A 15,041-nucleotide genomic window follows, 5' to 3' on the forward strand; every position below is an offset into this window, starting at 1 on the left:
TAAGCTGTAAGCTGTTCTTAAGTAATCATATCCAAACTCCATGTCCAAAAGCAAAGCCGAACTCCAAAAAGTTCTGTGAACATTTTGTTGTATGGTATACAATATACCAAATGACAAAATGAAAGGGGAATGCAGCATGACGACAGCGTATCGGTTGACGGAAATGACGTGGCCCGAGGTGAAGGAAGCGTTACATACGGTTCGAATCGCCATTATCCCTCTAGGCGCCCATGAGCAGCACGGCCCTCACATGAACGAAAGCTGCGATGCGGTGCTCGCGGAGGCGATGGCGGTCCGGCTGGCGGAACGGCTGCACCCGCTCGCGATCGTGACGCCGACGGTCAACATGGGGGTGTCCCCTCACCATCTCCATTTCCCAGGCACGATCTCGCTGCAGCCGTCTACGCTCATCGCCGTGCTTCGGGATATGGCGCATTCGCTTAAAGAACACGGCATCGAGAAGATACTCGTGCTCAATGCCCACGGCGGCAACCAGAACACGCTCGCCGTCGCCGCCGAAACGATCACGCTCGAGCTCGGCGTCCAGATGTTTTACGCCAAAACGACCGCCTCCGCCAAAGACGTCATGGACCGAACGATCGGCTCGAAACTGTACGGACACAGCTGCGAGCGTGAAGTGTCGGAGGCGCTCTATTTGGCGCCGCAGCTCGTCCGGGCGGATTTGCTTGAGAAAGGGGACATTCAAGAAGGGCGCTGGCGGCGGCTCCGCCCCGGCAGCCCGCTGCAAGGCTACTATTATTATGAAGAAATGACGCGCAACGGCTGCATCGGGGACGCGACGAAGGCGAGCCGAGACATCGGCGAACAAATCGTGGAAACGGCGCTCTCGCGCCTTGCGGACGCGGTGAGGGACGTGCTGCAGTCATGAAAACGGCGCTGTTCCTCTCCGCCATCGCCGCGAACTTGCTTTGGGCTCTGTTCCCCGAGCTGCCGCTGCATTGGCTGATATCGGTTTTATGCATTTCGATTCTCGCCGTCGTTTTCGCCTCGGTGAAACCGTTCGTAAGGCTGCTCGGCAGCTTGTTCCTCGCGGTCGGCTTCGGCCTGCTGCTGAAGCACGGCGCGGCGTGGTCCGCCTACGTGCTGTCGTTCGGCGGCATGCTGAACATTTTAAGCTTGTTCGCGCTCGTTCCGGTCGTCGCCGTCCCGATTCAGTTGGGCCGTTACGCGGATCGGGTGCAGTCGATCATCCGCCGCCAAGTGAGGCATTCCGGCGTGCTGTACGCCATCACGTCGTCCATGTCGTATCTATTCAGCTCGTTCATGAGCGTCGCGGCGCTGCCGATGGTGTACCATACGATTCGCTCTTCGGTCGACTTGTATCCGATCGCGGACAAGGAGCGGTTTATCAGCAGGTCGATTACGCACGGCTTCGGCATGCCGCTCGTTTGGACGCCGGTGACGCCGATGGTCGGCATCATCGTCGAAATGACGGGGGTGCGGTGGACGTCCATTTTGCCGATCGTCATCCCGCTCAGCTTCCTCGGCTTGCTGCTCGACTGGCTGACGGCGATGTGGATCGCGAACCGGCGAAGGAAACGGCTCACCGGCTCGGCGCTCGGGGAGCTGGCAGCCGCTCGGGAGCTTCCTGCGGACGCGGCCGTCCGCGGGGCTGCGCCGCCTGAGCGCGCCGAAACGAGCGGGGCGAAGCCGCGTCATCCCGCGCAAATTTTCGTCGTCATCTTGGCGTTCAATTTGTTGATTTCGGCGCTGGAGCGGTTCACCGACTTAAGCTTCTTAGTGCTCGTAACGTTGTCCGTCATCCCGTTCGCGTGGGCGTGGTCTTCGCTGATCGGCATGTCGGGGGCGTTCGTCGTGCAGGCGAAGAAGGCGGTGCCGGAGCAGCTGCGGAAGATGAAAGATCAATTTTTCGTTTTTCTAAGCGCCGGCTACATGATCGCCGCGGTGCAGGCGACGGGGACCGACCTCGCCGTCAGCTCGGCGCTCGGCGCATTCAAGGATGCGGTCGGAGCGGAGCTGTTCCTCGTGCTCGTGCCGCTGCTGCCGTTCGCCATGGCGTTCGTCGGCATCCATCCGGCCGTCGCGTTGGCGCTGGCGGCGGGCGCGCTGAACCCGGCGGCGCTCGGCATTTCCGTCGAGCTGATCGCGGTCGCGATGCTGGCCGGCGCGGCGGGTTCGTTCCTTGTAGGCCCGTACAACGCCACCGTCGGCATTATGTCGAGCCTCGTGGACCGCAGCGCGTACCGGGTGTCGAATTGGAATTTGCCGTTTACGGCGGGCTTTTTGGCGATCTGCATGACGGCGCTCTATTTCTTGCAAAAAGGTGGTTGACAGACGGCGGCGCCTCGATGATAATAGGCACAAGCAAGATATTTGGTATACAATATACCAAATAAAGCGAGCCTGACGCCGACATGTATGCCTTATCCATTCTATATTTTGAGAGGAGCGTTTCTACCATGACCTTGATCGCATCGAAGCCCCGTTTTATGAACAAAGAGGAATTCCGCAGCGCATTGGAGCAAGCCATCGAAGGCAACGCCGTCGCGAAAGCCCCTTTTACGACGATGTGGGCGAACGGCGAACTGAAGAAGGAACACTTCGCCAGATGGGTAGAGCAGCATTACGCGTACGTCGGTCCGTTCGCGGAGTACCTCGCTTACATATACGCGAACTGTCCGCACGAGGACGCTAGAGACTTCCTGCTGCAAAACATGTGGGAAGAAGAGCTCGGCGGCGACCGGCACACGGATTTGTTGATCCGCTTCGGCGAAGCGTGCGGCACGACCCGCGAACGCATCGTCGGCATGAAGGATCTGCTCCCGGAAACGATCGGTTTGCAGTCTTGGTGCTACCGGATGGCGTTTAAAGAAAACTTCCTGTTCGCGACCGCGGCGCTCGTCGTCGGCCTCGAATCCCAGGTGCCGGCGATCTACCGCCGCCAAACGCCGGTGCTTCGCGAGAAATACGGCTTCACCGACGAGGAAGTGGAATTTTTCGATCTTCATATCGTCTCGGACGAAATTCACGGCGAGCGCGGCTATCAGATCGTTCTGGAATACGCGAAGACGGCGGAGGAGCAGCAGCGCTGCATCCAAATCGTCGAAGAAGCGACCAAAATGCGCCGCATGTACATCGCCGCTATTTCCCGGGAATTCGTAGGCAAATAACGAACCGACGATTCCCGAGCCGGCGGCAGCGTCTCTCGGGAATCTTGTTCATTAGCGCCCTACTTCGGTCGAAAAGAGAGGGGAAGCGCCCATGACGGTGGAAACGGCAGTGCGCACTTATATGAACTTAATTAACGGCGAATGGGTGTCCTCGATCAGCTGGCTCACGTTCGACAGCGTCAATCCGGCCGATACGTCGGACGTCGTCGGACGGTTCCAAGCGTCGGTCGCGGAGGATGCGGTCGCCGCGGTCGAAGCGGCAGACGCCGCGTTCGCCGGATGGAAGTCGGTCGCCCCGAGCCGGCGGGCGGAGATTTTGTATAAAGCGGCGGAGCTGCTGGAAGCGAACCTGGAGCGGAACGCCGCGGAGCTGACGCGGGAGGAAGGCAAGACGCTCGCGAGCAGCCGGATGGAAGTGAAGCGTTCGGCCCAAACGCTCCGCTACTATGCTTCCGAAGGGCTTAATGTCGCGGGCGAAACGCTGCCCTCCGACGACCCGACGACGTTCGTGTACACGAAGAAGGAACCGCTCGGCGTCGTAACGGTCATCACGCCGTGGAACTTCCCGATTTCGATCCCGGCGCGCAAAATCGCCCCGGCGCTCGTCACCGGCAACACCGTCGTGTTCAAGCCCGCGTCGGATACGCCGCTCATCGCGTTTCGTCTCGTCGAAGCGCTGCACGAGGCGGGGCTGCCAGCAGGGGTGCTTAATTTCGTCACCGGCTCGGCTTCGAAAACGGCGGCGCCGCTCACGACGCATCCCGCCGTGAAGGCGGTCACCTTCACGGGTTCGACGGGAGCGGGGGAAAGCATACATCGGTCGGTGCGGCTGTCGACGCGGGTGCAGCTCGAGCTCGGCGGCAAAAATCCGCTCGTCGTGCTCGAAGACGCCGATTTGGACCACGCCGCGGAGCTTGCGGTGAAGGGCGGCTTCGAATTGACCGGGCAGGCTTGCACGGGCACGAGCCGCGTGATCGTCATGGACGCCGTCTACGACGCGTTCGTCGGTAAGCTGGCGGCGAAGGCGAAGGCGCTGCGCATCGGCAGCGGGCTCGCCGCCGGCGTCGACGTCGGTCCGCTCGCCAACGCCAGCCAGCTTGACAACGTCCTGAGCTACGTGGCGATCGGCCTCGAGGAAGGCGCCGAGCTCGTCTGCGGCGGCGAGCGGCTGACCGAAGGCGAGTATGCGTCCGGCTACTACGTGACCCCGGCGGTGTTCGCGGGCGTCACGCCGGACATGCGGATCGCGCAGGAGGAAATATTCGGCCCGGTAATCGCGGTGCTCCGCGCCGGCAGTCTGCAGGAGGCGGTGCGGATCGCCAACGGCGTCGAATACGGCTTGTCCGCTTCGATCTGCACGTCGGACGACACGAAGATGCGGTATTTCGTCGACCACAGCGAATCCGGCATGGTCAAGATCAATCGGCCGACGACGGGCAACGCGGTGAACGCGCCGTTCGGCGGCGTCAAAATGTCGAGCACGGCGACGTACCGGGAATCCGGGCGCGGGGCGCTCGAGTTTTACACTCGGGTGAAGACGGTATACCACGGGATTGCGCCGCTGAAGGGTTGAACCTTCGGCGTCGACAGGGTTACGGGAGGAGGCTGCGAATGAAATCGGTACTGAAGCTGGAACTTGAAGAGGCGAAGGTGATGATCGAAGCGGCGAAGCGCGCCGCGGCGGAAGCGAAGGCGCTCGAGACGATCTGCATCGTCGACGACGGCGGATACGTCATCGCGTTGGAGCGGATGAACGGCGCCCGCATCACGGGCCCCGAGATCGCGATCGCCAAGGCGTTCACCGCGAGCGGCCATAAGCGTTCCACGCATTTGTTCAACCAGCCGGGGGGACCTGCGACGACGACCGGGGAAGCGTTCGGCATTCACGTCATGATTCCGGGCAAGTTCGCGATCTTCGTCGGGGGCTTCCCGATCGTCGTCAACGGCGAAGTGATCGGCGGCGTCGGCGTCAGCGGCGGCAACGGCGAGCAGGACACGGCCGTAGGCACGGCCGCGCTGCGAGCGCTGCAGGAGCATCTTGGCCCCGAATACGACGTGATGACGGAGGCGGATATCAAAAAGTGATGCGCCGCCCTGCTGCGGGTTCCTTGTAAGACTTTCTGCGCGACCCGATCGGCGTCGAACCGTGCTGCTGCGCGCCGCGTGAAAGCGTTGCGCACCGAGTGTTGATACCGCCCATGCATTGGATTACACTAAGGGAAACACTCATTCGGGGGTATACCAGATGCCGGATTCGCAGCAAGTCGTATGGAGGGACGAGGAACTTAGTCCGATCCGCGACAAAGTGTACCAATATATCAAACAAGCGATCGTGCAAGGCGTTTACAAGTCGGGAGAGCGCATTATCGAGCGGGAGCTGGCGGATCAGTTGAACGTGAGCCGCACGCCGATCCGGGAAGCGTTGTTTCGGTTGGAGTCGCAGGGCTTCGTGAAAACGATTCCGCGCAAAGGCGTCGTCGTTTCGAAGCTGTCGCCGGAGGAAATCGTCGAAATTTTCACCATCCTCGCCTCTCTCGAAAGCCTCACGATGAAGCTGGCCGCGCAGAAGGCGGAAGCGGCGGAGCGGGAGGAGCTGACTCGGCTCATCGGGGAGCTGGACGCCGTGCTGGCGGCGCCGGAAATCGGCGAAGAGCATCGGATGGTTCACTTCGTCGTGCACGACGTCGTCTGTCGGGCGGCGCGCAGCCCGCGCCTGACCCAAATGCTCGACAGCTTGTCCGACTACATTCGCGCCTTCGCGAATGTCGGGTACGAGCTGCCCGGGCGGCTGCGCAAGGCGATCGAGGAGCATCGCGACCTCGCGAAGGCGGTGCGCGACGGCGAGCCGGATCTCGCGGAGAGCCTTACGAAAATTCATTTGGAAAACGCCAAGAAAGCGTATTTGGAAGCCTTGAGCAAGCAATAACCGAACGCGGGGACCGGAGGTCGTCCGGGTTCGGGCCGGAGACGGAGGTGGTTCGATGCCGCAGATCACGCTGCACCAGAACGGACAAGTGATTCAGCAAGAGGTGAACGCGAACAGCAACCTGGTGGTGCTGGCCGGAATCAAAAAGTTTCCCCACCTCAAGTACGGCTGCGGAATGGGCAAGTGCACCAAATGTACGATCAAAGTGCTGTCCGGCGCTCAAGGCCTGCCGGAGCCGAATTGGAAAGAGCAGAAGATGCTGGGCGAGCGGCTGAACGACGGATTTCGGCTCGCGTGCCAGCTCTACATATCGGAGGATTTGGTGATCACGCAGGATTTTTAATTTCGATACCTGGAGGGGACCGAAATGAGCGAATTCGTTTTATTGTCCACGACCGAACGATACCGGACCGTTACCGACAACCCGTGCCTCGAAAAGGTGGCCGACTACGAATACTACTTTTTCGGGAAGAAGAAAACGACGTTCACGATTTGCCGCATCAAGGATACCGATGGCGCGCGCATTTTGATTCAGGGCGTGAACGAGGTGTTCCCGGACAACAGCATTCCGCTCAAGGTGTTTCCGAAGTTCGAGACAACCGAAGAGATCGAGAAGGAAATTTTCGAACTGGATATCGACGAAGAAAGCAAAGTTGTGAAGGTCGGCTGACGTCGACCGGCACGCCTTGGCTAGGCGCAAGCTGCGGGGAACCGCGGTTTGCGCTTTTTTGTTGGCCGGGACGGGGGCGGTCTGCGGCGACAGCACAACATCGGTGCGGTCGGCGGGGAAGAGCGCAAAAAGCGTGCGGTCGAGGCGGGCAGCGGCGGAAGGACGGGGGATGGCGGTCGGCTGGGACGGGGGCGGTCTGCGGCGACAGCACAACATTTGTACGGTCGGCGGGAAAGAGCGCAAAAAGCGTGCGGTCGAGGCGGGCAGCGGCGCAAGGCGGATGAATGCAAAATGCAAAACACGCACTCGTAAATGCAAAAATCGCGAACCCCGGACGTGGCCGCCGAGATTCGCGATTCGTTCATTGCGCCGCGTTGATGCGCCGCTGCGCGATATTGTTCAAGCGCTCCAAATCTTTCTCGCCCCAAGCGACCGTGACGTCGCCGGTGATGAACGTTTGGCAGGCGAGCCGGAAGCCTTGGTCGATCCGTTCTTGGCCGAGACGGTCGATTTCCTTTTTCATCACCTTGCTCACGTATTCGCGGCCCTCCACGATGCGCACCTTGCACGTTCCGCAGAGCCCGCCTCCGCACTTATAGGGAACGGCCCCCTCGTATCGAATGGACGTTCGGAGCAGGTTGGCGTCCTTGTCGACTTCGATCGCTTTCCCAGAGGTTTCAAATCGCAGCGTTGGCATTCGGCATCCCTCCCTATCGGTTAGCTAGATTATAGCACAGGGACATTGTATATGGTATACCAAATACAATATTTTTGCTATGATGATAGAGAACAGTCTACCGAAACAACTACGGAAAGGCGGGGCCAAACATGCTGCAGGTCGGGATCATCGGCTACGGAACGATCGGCGAGGACGTGGCGGAGGCGATTCGCCAAGGGAAAGCGGGCGCGGCGGTCGTTACGTCCGTTTTAGTAAGAGATCAACGGAAAGCCATTCAGGCGAGCGGAGGAGAAGCGCCGTTCGCGTTCGTCGAGGCGCCGGAGACTTTCTTCGCGAAGAAGCATGACGTGATCGTGGAATGCGCCGGACACGGGGCGGTCCGCGCTTACGGGGAAATGGCGCTGCGGAGCGGAGCCGACTTGATGCTCGTCAGCGTAGGAGCGCTCGCGGACGAAGAGCTGCGAAGCCGAATCACCGTGGCGGCGGTTGAAACCGGCCGGAAAATCGTCGTTCCTTCCGCGGCGATCGGGGGCTTGGACCGCATCGCGGCGGGAAGCGTCGGCGCGATCGACGAGGTGACGCTGACGACGCGCAAGCCGCCGAAGGCGTGGTACGGCACCGCCGTGGAGAAGCAGGTGGACCTTGCGGCGCTCTCCGAACCGTTCCTGGCGTTCGCGGGGCCCGCGCGGGAAGCCGCCGTCAAGTTTCCGGAAAGCGTCAACGTCTCGGCGGCGCTCTCTCTGGCGGGCGTAGGCTTCGACGCGACGAAGGTGAAGGTGTACGCCGATCCAACGGTGACCCGCAATACGCACGAAATTACCGCTTCGGGATTGTTCGGGCGCGTCCGGGTGGAAATCAGCAATACGCCGTCAGAGCGCAATCCGAAAACCGGTTATATCGTAGCCATGAGCGTCGTCAAAAACTTGAAGGATCGAACGAGCCCGTTCGTCGTCGGCACGTAAGGCCGCCGCCCGCCGCCCGCCGCCCGCCGCTATTCGAAGCGGATAAATACTTCTTCGAACCGGTCGTTGATTTTGCGCTTCGTCAGCTTGACCTGCAACACGCCGTCCTTGAACAAGGCGCGGCATGTGGACGGCGAAACGAAGGCCGGCAAATCGACCGTCTGCGCGGCGTCCCCCGGCAAGCCTTCGATGCGAAGCTTCTGCACGCCCGCGAACACGCGAAGGCGGCGGGCTTTAATCCGCTCGGGCACGCGGAAGCGGACGATCAAATGATGATGGGTTTGGAAAAGTTCATACGTCAACGGCCGTCCCGAACGCCGGGGCGGCCGTTTGGCGCCGCGGGCGCCGGCGGCGGTCAGCGCATCCTTCACGACGCCGTCCACGTAATCGGTGATCCAGCGAAAGTCTTCGTTCGCCGCGTCGAATTCGAACGGCGATCCTTCGTTCATCCATTGCCGGAAGGCATCCCAGTACCCTCGATTCCACTGCTCGTCGGCCACGGCCGCCCCTCCTTCGCGAATTCGTTATTCCCAACGTCGTATCAGTATATGGAAAGCTGGGCTCCGCGGTGACCTTCCGGATAAAGGAGGCACACCCGGGCGTTAACCCACATATGATGTGGCATACTTCGGCAGGGAGGGGGCGACCCATGCCATCGATTGTAGGCAACGTAAAAATCAACACCGTCGGGCCTAGTTCGATCGTCAACTTCGGCGACGCGTATCAAATGTCGCCGAAGAGCACGTCGAAAACGTTCGCCGGCGCCGGCTCGTTCGTAACGGGCGACCTTGCGAACACGAGGCAAGCGGTCAGCAGCACGAACACGTTCGATCCGGATGTGGCGGATTCGAACAACGCCACCAGCCAAGGCGGAGTCGTGGCATGAACTGGACGATTCACCAAAGCATCGTCATCCACCAGCTGCGCGTCGACAGCGTCACCAATTCGTCGGTCGTCCAGATCGGCACGTCCGGGCAAATCAGCTCGTTATCGAATTTGTACAACACCGGAGGCTTCACGGGACCGGCGCCCGAGCCCGTCGGCGGATCGCCTGAGCTCGTCGTTCCGCTGCCGGCGCCGACTCCGTAAGCGAACTCGATTAACCTCTTTCACTGGCGCATACATATGTACAGTGAAGGAGGAGTGCGCGTGGACCCTTGGAGCGTAACGGAACAGATTCATCGGCTGTATGCCGAAACGGCACGGCTCGCGGAGAGGCTGCAGCAGGCGGAGGAGAAGCTGGAGCGAATGTCGCGGGAATTGAACGAGCTGAAGCAGCGTCCGACCGGCGTGGAGAAAATCGAATATCGATTCGACCAGTTGAAAATCGATACGTTGCAGGGGACGCTTCATATCGGCATCCGGCCCGAGGACGCTTCGGGGGAGCCGATTTGGACGCTGGGCGGAAGCCCGGCGCCGGCGGCGGGACCGCCAGCCGCGGGATCTCCGGCCATGCCGTCGATGCCGTCTCCTTTTTTAAACATTCAAAGAAGCGTACGTCAGTACATTAACGAAACGGTGCCGCCGACGCTCGCCCGCTTGTGCGAAGAGGTCGATTACGACCTGGAGCCCGAGGAGCTCGACCGCGTGGTCGGCGATTTGCAATCCCAAGTGGATGCGCGCATCGCGCACTATATGAAGATTTCTACACATGACCCGGGCAGCGAGCCGGAACGGTTCGAACGGTCCGTGGCGGAACGCACGATCCGCGACGTCGAAGAAGGCATCCGCCGATTCGTCGCCGGACGCAAGCCGCCGTCCGGGCAAGGAGGATGAGTCCGCATGATTCGAATGACCGTCGTCAACCGGGAGCTGTCCGTCGGCTCCATCCGCGTCGTGGGGGTAGCGAGCGCTTCCGTGCTGCTCGTCGGCGACGCCCGCACGATCCGCAATTCGTCGATATTCGATACACCGCCGGAATCCGTCATCGTCGGCCCGCTGCAGCCGCTGCCGCCGGAATCGCCGCAGGAGGCGGAGGAGCGGTGAATCGAACGCGGCGCTGGTCCGTCGTCGGCGACCTTTACGTGAACACCCTCTCGAACTCGGGTATTTTGTTGATCGGCGACGGCGAGCGGGCGGACAACCGATCGCGGGCGATCGCGGTGAAGCGGGAATACCCCGTGTTTCGAGGGGACGAAGGCAGCTTCGAGCGGTACGCGCTGTTTCGCGCCGCCATCCCTTCGCCGAAGGCGATGGAGGAGCCCGAGGTGCGGATCGTCAACGAAGGCGGGGCGATTCGCGTCGGCCGCGTCGCGGTCATCGCCGCATCGAACACCGCCGTCGTCCAGATCGGTTCGACCGGCTCCGTCTCGAACGAAGCGCGGACGAAACAGTTTCGCCAGCTGCTGCCCGAGACGGCCGCGGCGCAAGGCGGCGTCCCCGGCCGTACGAATAGAACGCCGTCGATCTAGGGAACGATATCCAAAAACGCAAAGTTGGCGGAAGCATGAAAAAAAGGAAAACCGTGCTGCATTCGTTCCTGAAGCAGCTGCGCCGAGGCTTATCCGATCCGGCTTCCGGCACGGACCGTTTCAGCATGGGCGGCCGAAGCGCCCCGCCGGGACCGAAGCCGCAGGAGGCTGACCGCAGCGAACAGGCGGGGGCGGCGCCGGGGGCGTCGCGGCTGACCGGGGATCCGCAGCGGGACGTTCGAGCCATGGAGGCGATGTTTCACGCGCCGCGCAACGGCGATTTCAAAACGAGCGCCCTGCGGCTGAACGCCGGCACCGGACAAAGCTTCGGCATCGTCATTACGTATCTGCAGGGCGCGGCCGACGAAACGAAGATCGACGAGACGGTCGTTCGGCCGCTGAAGGCCGCGGCGGCGGCGAGGGAGAAGTTGACGCCGTCCAATCTGCATCTGTACGCGGCGCAGACGTCGCCGCTGTCGCATGCCGAGACGTACGAACAGGTCGCCGGCGCGATATTGAATGGGAGCGCCGCGATCTTCGCGCCGGGGGAGCGGCGGGCGCTGCTCGTGCCGGCGGCGCGGGTCGAGCACCGTTCCGTCGGCGACGCCAAGACGGAGCTCGTCATCCGCGGCCCGCACGAAGGGTTCATCGAATCGATCGAGACGAACGTCGCGCTGCTGCGCAAGACGATCCGCTCCGAGCATTTGGTCGCCGAATATATCGAGCTGGAACGGATGTACCGGACGAAAGCCGCGATCGTCTACCTCGGTAACGTAGCGAACGAGAAGCTGGTAGGCGAGGTGCGCCGGCGGTTAACCGGCATCGAGATGGAATACCCAGTGAACGCGCTCGTGCTGCAGCAGCTGATCGAGGACAAGCCGAGCTCGCTGCTGCCGACGCTGACCGCGACCGAGCGGCCGGACCGCGCCGCCGGCTCGCTGATCGACGGCGGCGTCGTCGTACTGGCGGGCGGCACGCCGTTCGCCCTGCTGTGTCCGACGACGTTCTGGACGCTGTTCCATACGTCCGAAGAAATTTATACGCGCCCGGCATACGCGAATTTCATTCGCTTCATTCGCTTGTTCGCGGCGTTTTTCGCTTTGTTCGCGCCCGGCGTGTACATTTCTCTAGTCAATTTCCAACCGGAGATGCTGCCGACCGACCTGATGTTCCATATCGCGGGAAACCGCGAGCTGCTGCCGTTTCCGACGCTCGTCGAAATTTTGCTGATGGAGCTCGCCTTCGAGCTGATTCGGGAAGCGGGCATACGCATTCCTTCGGTCATCGGCTCGACGATCGGCATCGTCGGCGCGCTCATTTTGGGACAAGCGGCCGTACAGGCGAACCTCGTGTCGCCGCTGCTCGTCATTTTGGTGTCGATTACCGGGCTCGGCTCGTTCGCCGTGCCGAATCAAGATTTGTCGTACGCGATTCGGCTCGGCCGATTTTCGTTTTTGATCCTCGGGGCGACGCTCGGCTTTTTCGGCATTTCGCTCGGAGTCGTAATTATGCTCGGCCATATGGCGTCCCTGCAATCGTTCGGCGTGCCGTTTTTGGCCCCGCTTTACCCCGAGATGGAAGCGAACCGGGACTATATTTTCCGAAGCTCGCTGTGGAAGCAAACGGCGTACGGACAATTCACAAGGCCGCAGAAGAAGAGGCGGGCGATCGGCGCCATCCGGAAATGGAAGAACGTCTGGGAGGAGCGCTCGCCGTGATCGTAAAGGACGGATATATCGGCTACAAAGAATGGTCGGCGTTCGCGCTCGTCACGACGGGCGCCAAAATGCTGAACCCTTCCCCGGTTATCCTGACCGAGTACGGTCGGGAAGCGGCTTGGCTGCTGTCGCTGACGGCGGGCGCCGTCAACCTCGCGCTGCTCTTCGTCGTCTTCCGGTTCATGCGGCCGTATCCGGGGCTCGGCCTGCTCGACGTCGTCGAGAAACGCTCCGGACGGTTGTTCGCGAGAGGCTTCGCGTTCGCGCTGTGGCTCGGGTTCGGCGCCAACGGCTTCCTCAATCTGCGGCTGCTCGTGGACCAGGCGAAAATCGTAACCTTGCCGCAGACGCCCGTCTCCGTGCTGATGGCGGCGACGCTGGTCGTCTCCTTGTATCTCGCGTACAAAGGGGTCGAGACGCTGGGACGCGTCTGCCGCATTTTGCTGCCGTGGCTGTTCGCCGCCGTATTTTCGGTCGCCGCGCTCGTCGCGAACCGCTACGTCTTTTACAATTTCGCGCCATGGTTCGGACCGGGTCTCGTCAAGATCGGCTGGGAAGGTCTCCGCCACGCGCTGTATTTCGGGGAGTCGTTCGCGCTGCCGGTGCTCGCGCTGTTCGTCCGGAAGACGGAGGATTTTGAAAAGGGGCTGCTGAGCGGCACCGTGTACGCGATCGCGGCGACGACGTTCGTCATTGCGGTCATGCAGCTCGTTCTGGGGAGCCCAGGAGCCGAAAGCGTCGCGTTTCCGTTCTTGGAGCTGTCCCGCATGATTTACATCAATCGGTTCATCCAGCATCTTGAAGGCGTCTACTCGGCGATTTGGCTGCTGATCGCGTTCACGCAAATTGCTCTAGAATTGTACCTTGCGAATTTTCTCTTCGCCCAGCTGTTCGGCGTGAAGCGGTTCCGGCCGATGCTGCTGCCGACGGCGTCGCTGTTTTTCATGCTGGCGCTGCTGCCGCAGTATTTTTACGAAACGATTTTGTGGAAGGACCGGTACCTGATTCAACTGGGAGGCTTGGTGATATATGGCACGTTCTTCTGCGCGTGGATCGCGTCCTGGTTCCGCGGCGTTCCGGAGGAGCGGGAAGGCGCTGGCGGCGGCGCTGACGCTCCTGCTTAGCGCCGCGGCGTTGAGCGGCTGCTGGGACAGCCGGGAGCTCGAGGAGTACGCGTTCGTGACCGTCGTCGGCATCGACGAAGGGGAGGACGAAGGAACGATACGCGTCACGTACCAAATTTCGAAGCCGAGAAACTTTTCGAGCAGAGAAGCCGCCACTAGCGCGGAGGACGCGTCGGAAATCATTTCGCTGGAGGCGCCTTCGCTGTTTACTTCCCGCAATTTGATCAACGTCGGGACGAGCCGGGCGCTGACGCTCGTGCAGGCGAAGGTGCTCGTCGTGTCCGAAGCGTTCGCGAGGAACGGGGACGTGCTCATGAGGCTGGACTCGCTCGTCCGGGAGCGCGATTTTCGCCGGGATATCGTCCTCGTTACGGTGAAAGGCAAAGCGGAGGAGTTTATGAGAGCGAACAAGCCGCAGCTCGAGAAGGCGCCGTACCGGTTTTACGAGCTGATTTCCCAAACGGCGGCCGCGTCGGGGCTCGTGCCGGATACGCAGCTGCACGACTTTATCGTCGATACCGAAAGCTCGAACCGGACTGCGGTGACGATGCTGGCGGCGGTGCAGGAAGAGGATATCGACGGGGAGGGGCAGCCGTTCGACCTGACCGATTTGACGGCCGGGGAGCTGCGCATTGACGCGGCCAACCGGGTGCAGTTTCTCGGCTCGGCCGTCTACCGCGGCCAGAAGCTCGTCGGCACGCTGACGGGGCGGGAGACGCGCATGATGCAGCTGCTCCAAGGGAGAGTCGAGCAATTCAACTTGTTCGTCGCCGATCCCGACGAGGAGGGGCGCGTCGTGTCGATGCAGGCGCGGCAGCAGGAGCGGCCCGACGTGACCGTGAATCCGTTCGCCGACCCGATTCGCATCAAGGTGCGCCTGCGCCTCGATGTCGATCTGGCGGGGCAGCAGAACAACCGCGAATCCGTCACGTCGGAGGATCGCATCCGGAAGTTGGAACGCACCGTCAGCCGGCGGCTTCAGGAAACGATCGAGCGGGTCGTCGACAAATCGCAGCGGGAGCTTAAGGGCGATATCTTCCGGTTTTATCGGGTCGGTCGACTCCGCTGCATGACGGACGGCTGCTGGAACGGTGTTCGCTGGGAGGAGCGGTATCCGCGGGCGAAGGTCGCCGTCGAAGTGGTGACGCACATTCGGCGGACGGGCAAGCAGCTGGACACCGTCAAGGGGGACGGCGCATGAACTCGCTGCTGCAAATCGTCGGGCTTGGCGCGCTGCTCGGCCTCATCGTCGCCCATACGCTCGGCTTCGGCCTCTCGATGCGTATGGAAGGACGGCCGGGTCTGCTCGGCGCCTGCGTACTCGCGCTGCTGAACGCGGCGGCTTTCGTGTTTTTGATAATCTCAAGGTAATCTGCGAACGGAGAAGGAAATTGCTGCA

General features: G+C 61.6%; 20 protein-coding genes. 18 read left to right on the forward strand and 2 right to left on the reverse strand.

All coding sequences use genetic code 11. The features are described from left to right. Window positions 1–136 precede the first annotated feature (136 nt). The 8 genes from VE009_RS03295 (at window position 137) to VE009_RS03330 (ending at window position 6,748) form a co-directional block, all read left to right on the forward strand. The gene (locus VE009_RS03295) at window positions 137–889 is read left to right on the forward strand and encodes a creatininase family protein (RefSeq protein WP_325005973.1); all 753 of its coding nucleotides are present in this window, start codon (window positions 137–139) and stop codon (window positions 887–889) included. Beyond that, window positions 886–2,313, forward strand: a complete 1,428-nt coding sequence (locus VE009_RS03300) for a hypothetical protein (protein WP_325005974.1) — start codon at window positions 886–888, stop codon at window positions 2,311–2,313. The genes VE009_RS03295 and VE009_RS03300 overlap by 4 nt, the downstream gene beginning before the upstream one ends. A gap of 128 nt (window positions 2,314–2,441) precedes the next feature. Beyond that, window positions 2,442–3,152 carry an iron-containing redox enzyme family protein gene (locus VE009_RS03305; RefSeq protein WP_325005975.1) on the forward strand — a complete coding sequence of 237 codons (711 nt, stop codon included), beginning with the start codon at window positions 2,442–2,444 and terminating at the stop codon, window positions 3,150–3,152. Window positions 3,153–3,243: 91 nt separating this feature from the next. After that, window positions 3,244–4,725 (forward strand): aldehyde dehydrogenase family protein, encoded by a 1,482-nt coding sequence (locus tag VE009_RS03310; protein WP_325005976.1) that lies wholly within the window; start codon window positions 3,244–3,246, stop codon window positions 4,723–4,725. 38 nt (window positions 4,726–4,763) lie between these two features. Beyond that, window positions 4,764–5,237 (forward strand): heme-binding protein, encoded by a 474-nt coding sequence (locus VE009_RS03315; RefSeq protein WP_325005977.1) that lies wholly within the window; start codon window positions 4,764–4,766, stop codon window positions 5,235–5,237. A 160-nt stretch (window positions 5,238–5,397) separates the two neighbouring features. Continuing rightward, on the forward strand, window positions 5,398–6,078 hold the full coding sequence (locus tag VE009_RS03320) for a GntR family transcriptional regulator (RefSeq protein WP_325005978.1): 681 nt from the start codon (window positions 5,398–5,400) through the stop codon (window positions 6,076–6,078). A gap of 55 nt (window positions 6,079–6,133) precedes the next feature. After that, on the forward strand, window positions 6,134–6,421 hold the full coding sequence (locus tag VE009_RS03325) for a 2Fe-2S iron-sulfur cluster-binding protein (protein WP_325005979.1): 288 nt from the start codon (window positions 6,134–6,136) through the stop codon (window positions 6,419–6,421). 24 nt (window positions 6,422–6,445) lie between these two features. Further along, the gene (locus VE009_RS03330) at window positions 6,446–6,748 is read left to right on the forward strand and encodes a hypothetical protein (protein ID WP_325005980.1); all 303 of its coding nucleotides are present in this window, start codon (window positions 6,446–6,448) and stop codon (window positions 6,746–6,748) included. Between the two features lie 361 nt (window positions 6,749–7,109). Here VE009_RS03330 and VE009_RS03335 read toward each other — a convergent pair whose 3' ends face one another. Continuing rightward, window positions 7,110–7,445: a 2Fe-2S iron-sulfur cluster binding domain-containing protein gene (locus tag VE009_RS03335; protein ID WP_325005981.1), complete on the reverse strand. Its 336-nt coding sequence runs from the start codon at window positions 7,443–7,445 to the stop codon at window positions 7,110–7,112. Window positions 7,446–7,576: 131 nt separating this feature from the next. Between VE009_RS03335 and nadX the strand changes: the two genes are divergently transcribed. Continuing rightward, window positions 7,577–8,389: an aspartate dehydrogenase gene (gene nadX, locus VE009_RS03340; protein WP_325005982.1), complete on the forward strand. Its 813-nt coding sequence runs from the start codon at window positions 7,577–7,579 to the stop codon at window positions 8,387–8,389. 29 nt (window positions 8,390–8,418) lie between these two features. Here the strand turns inward: nadX and VE009_RS03345 are convergent, their stop codons facing one another. Continuing rightward, window positions 8,419–8,889 (reverse strand): Hsp20/alpha crystallin family protein, encoded by a 471-nt coding sequence (locus tag VE009_RS03345; RefSeq protein WP_325005983.1) that lies wholly within the window; start codon window positions 8,887–8,889, stop codon window positions 8,419–8,421. Between the two features lie 149 nt (window positions 8,890–9,038). Between VE009_RS03345 and VE009_RS03350 the strand changes: the two genes are divergently transcribed. From VE009_RS03350 to VE009_RS03390, 9 genes are read left to right on the forward strand one after another with little or no spacing between them, the layout of a single operon-like run. Further along, on the forward strand, window positions 9,039–9,275 hold the full coding sequence (locus VE009_RS03350) for a spore germination protein (protein WP_325005984.1): 237 nt from the start codon (window positions 9,039–9,041) through the stop codon (window positions 9,273–9,275). After that, entirely contained in the window at window positions 9,272–9,478 is a 207-nt protein-coding gene (locus VE009_RS03355) for a spore germination protein GerPB (protein WP_325005985.1), read from the forward strand. The genes VE009_RS03350 and VE009_RS03355 overlap by 4 nt, the downstream gene beginning before the upstream one ends. Window positions 9,479–9,538: 60 nt before the next feature. Continuing rightward, window positions 9,539–10,165 (forward strand): spore germination protein GerPC, encoded by a 627-nt coding sequence (gerPC, locus tag VE009_RS03360; RefSeq protein ID WP_325005986.1) that lies wholly within the window; start codon window positions 9,539–9,541, stop codon window positions 10,163–10,165. A 6-nt stretch (window positions 10,166–10,171) separates the two neighbouring features. Next, entirely contained in the window at window positions 10,172–10,375 is a 204-nt protein-coding gene (locus tag VE009_RS03365; RefSeq protein ID WP_414694766.1) for a spore gernimation protein GerPD, read from the forward strand. Beyond that, on the forward strand, window positions 10,372–10,800 hold the full coding sequence (locus tag VE009_RS03370; protein ID WP_325005987.1) for a spore germination protein GerPE: 429 nt from the start codon (window positions 10,372–10,374) through the stop codon (window positions 10,798–10,800). The genes VE009_RS03365 and VE009_RS03370 overlap by 4 nt, the downstream gene beginning before the upstream one ends. Before the next feature lie 35 nt (window positions 10,801–10,835). After that, on the forward strand, window positions 10,836–12,518 hold the full coding sequence (locus tag VE009_RS03375) for a spore germination protein (protein WP_325005988.1): 1,683 nt from the start codon (window positions 10,836–10,838) through the stop codon (window positions 12,516–12,518). Continuing rightward, window positions 12,515–13,642, forward strand: a complete 1,128-nt coding sequence (locus VE009_RS03380) for a GerAB/ArcD/ProY family transporter (protein WP_325005989.1) — start codon at window positions 12,515–12,517, stop codon at window positions 13,640–13,642. The genes VE009_RS03375 and VE009_RS03380 overlap by 4 nt, the downstream gene beginning before the upstream one ends. After that, a complete protein-coding gene (locus VE009_RS03385; protein ID WP_325005990.1) occupies window positions 13,548–14,843 on the forward strand; it encodes a Ger(x)C family spore germination protein in 1,296 nt (431 codons plus the stop codon). The genes VE009_RS03380 and VE009_RS03385 overlap by 95 nt, the downstream gene beginning before the upstream one ends. Beyond that, entirely contained in the window at window positions 14,840–15,013 is a 174-nt protein-coding gene (locus VE009_RS03390) for a hypothetical protein (protein ID WP_325005991.1), read from the forward strand. The genes VE009_RS03385 and VE009_RS03390 overlap by 4 nt, the downstream gene beginning before the upstream one ends. The last annotated feature ends 28 nt before the right edge of the window (window positions 15,014–15,041 follow it).

The organism is Paenibacillus sp., assembly GCF_035645195.1.
Taxonomy (GTDB): domain Bacteria; phylum Bacillota; class Bacilli; order Paenibacillales; family YIM-B00363; genus Paenibacillus_AE.

What these genes read in the sequence shown, in the direction of transcription:
- VE009_RS03375 (WP_325005988.1), top strand. Translation starts at nt 10,836, where the DNA reads ATGAAAAAAAGGAAAACCGTGCTGCATTCGTTCCTGAAGCAGCTGCGC.
- VE009_RS03325 (WP_325005979.1), top strand. Translation starts at nt 6,134, where the DNA reads ATGCCGCAGATCACGCTGCACCAGAACGGACAAGTGATTCAGCAAGAG.
- VE009_RS03315 (WP_325005977.1), top strand. Translation starts at nt 4,764, where the DNA reads ATGAAATCGGTACTGAAGCTGGAACTTGAAGAGGCGAAGGTGATGATC.
- VE009_RS03355 (WP_325005985.1), top strand. Translation starts at nt 9,272, where the DNA reads ATGAACTGGACGATTCACCAAAGCATCGTCATCCACCAGCTGCGCGTC.
- nadX (WP_325005982.1), top strand. Translation starts at nt 7,577, where the DNA reads ATGCTGCAGGTCGGGATCATCGGCTACGGAACGATCGGCGAGGACGTG.
- VE009_RS03365 (WP_414694766.1), top strand. Translation starts at nt 10,172, where the DNA reads ATGATTCGAATGACCGTCGTCAACCGGGAGCTGTCCGTCGGCTCCATC.
- VE009_RS03385 (WP_325005990.1), top strand. Translation starts at nt 13,548, where the DNA reads ATGGCACGTTCTTCTGCGCGTGGATCGCGTCCTGGTTCCGCGGCGTTC.
- VE009_RS03350 (WP_325005984.1), top strand. Translation starts at nt 9,039, where the DNA reads ATGCCATCGATTGTAGGCAACGTAAAAATCAACACCGTCGGGCCTAGT.
- VE009_RS03390 (WP_325005991.1), top strand. Translation starts at nt 14,840, where the DNA reads ATGAACTCGCTGCTGCAAATCGTCGGGCTTGGCGCGCTGCTCGGCCTC.
- VE009_RS03335 (WP_325005981.1), bottom strand. Translation starts at nt 7,445, where the DNA reads ATGCCAACGCTGCGATTTGAAACCTCTGGGAAAGCGATCGAAGTCGAC.
- VE009_RS03310 (WP_325005976.1), top strand. Translation starts at nt 3,244, where the DNA reads ATGACGGTGGAAACGGCAGTGCGCACTTATATGAACTTAATTAACGGC.
- VE009_RS03295 (WP_325005973.1), top strand. Translation starts at nt 137, where the DNA reads ATGACGACAGCGTATCGGTTGACGGAAATGACGTGGCCCGAGGTGAAG.
- VE009_RS03330 (WP_325005980.1), top strand. Translation starts at nt 6,446, where the DNA reads ATGAGCGAATTCGTTTTATTGTCCACGACCGAACGATACCGGACCGTT.
- VE009_RS03300 (WP_325005974.1), top strand. Translation starts at nt 886, where the DNA reads ATGAAAACGGCGCTGTTCCTCTCCGCCATCGCCGCGAACTTGCTTTGG.
- VE009_RS03305 (WP_325005975.1), top strand. Translation starts at nt 2,442, where the DNA reads ATGACCTTGATCGCATCGAAGCCCCGTTTTATGAACAAAGAGGAATTC.
- VE009_RS03320 (WP_325005978.1), top strand. Translation starts at nt 5,398, where the DNA reads ATGCCGGATTCGCAGCAAGTCGTATGGAGGGACGAGGAACTTAGTCCG.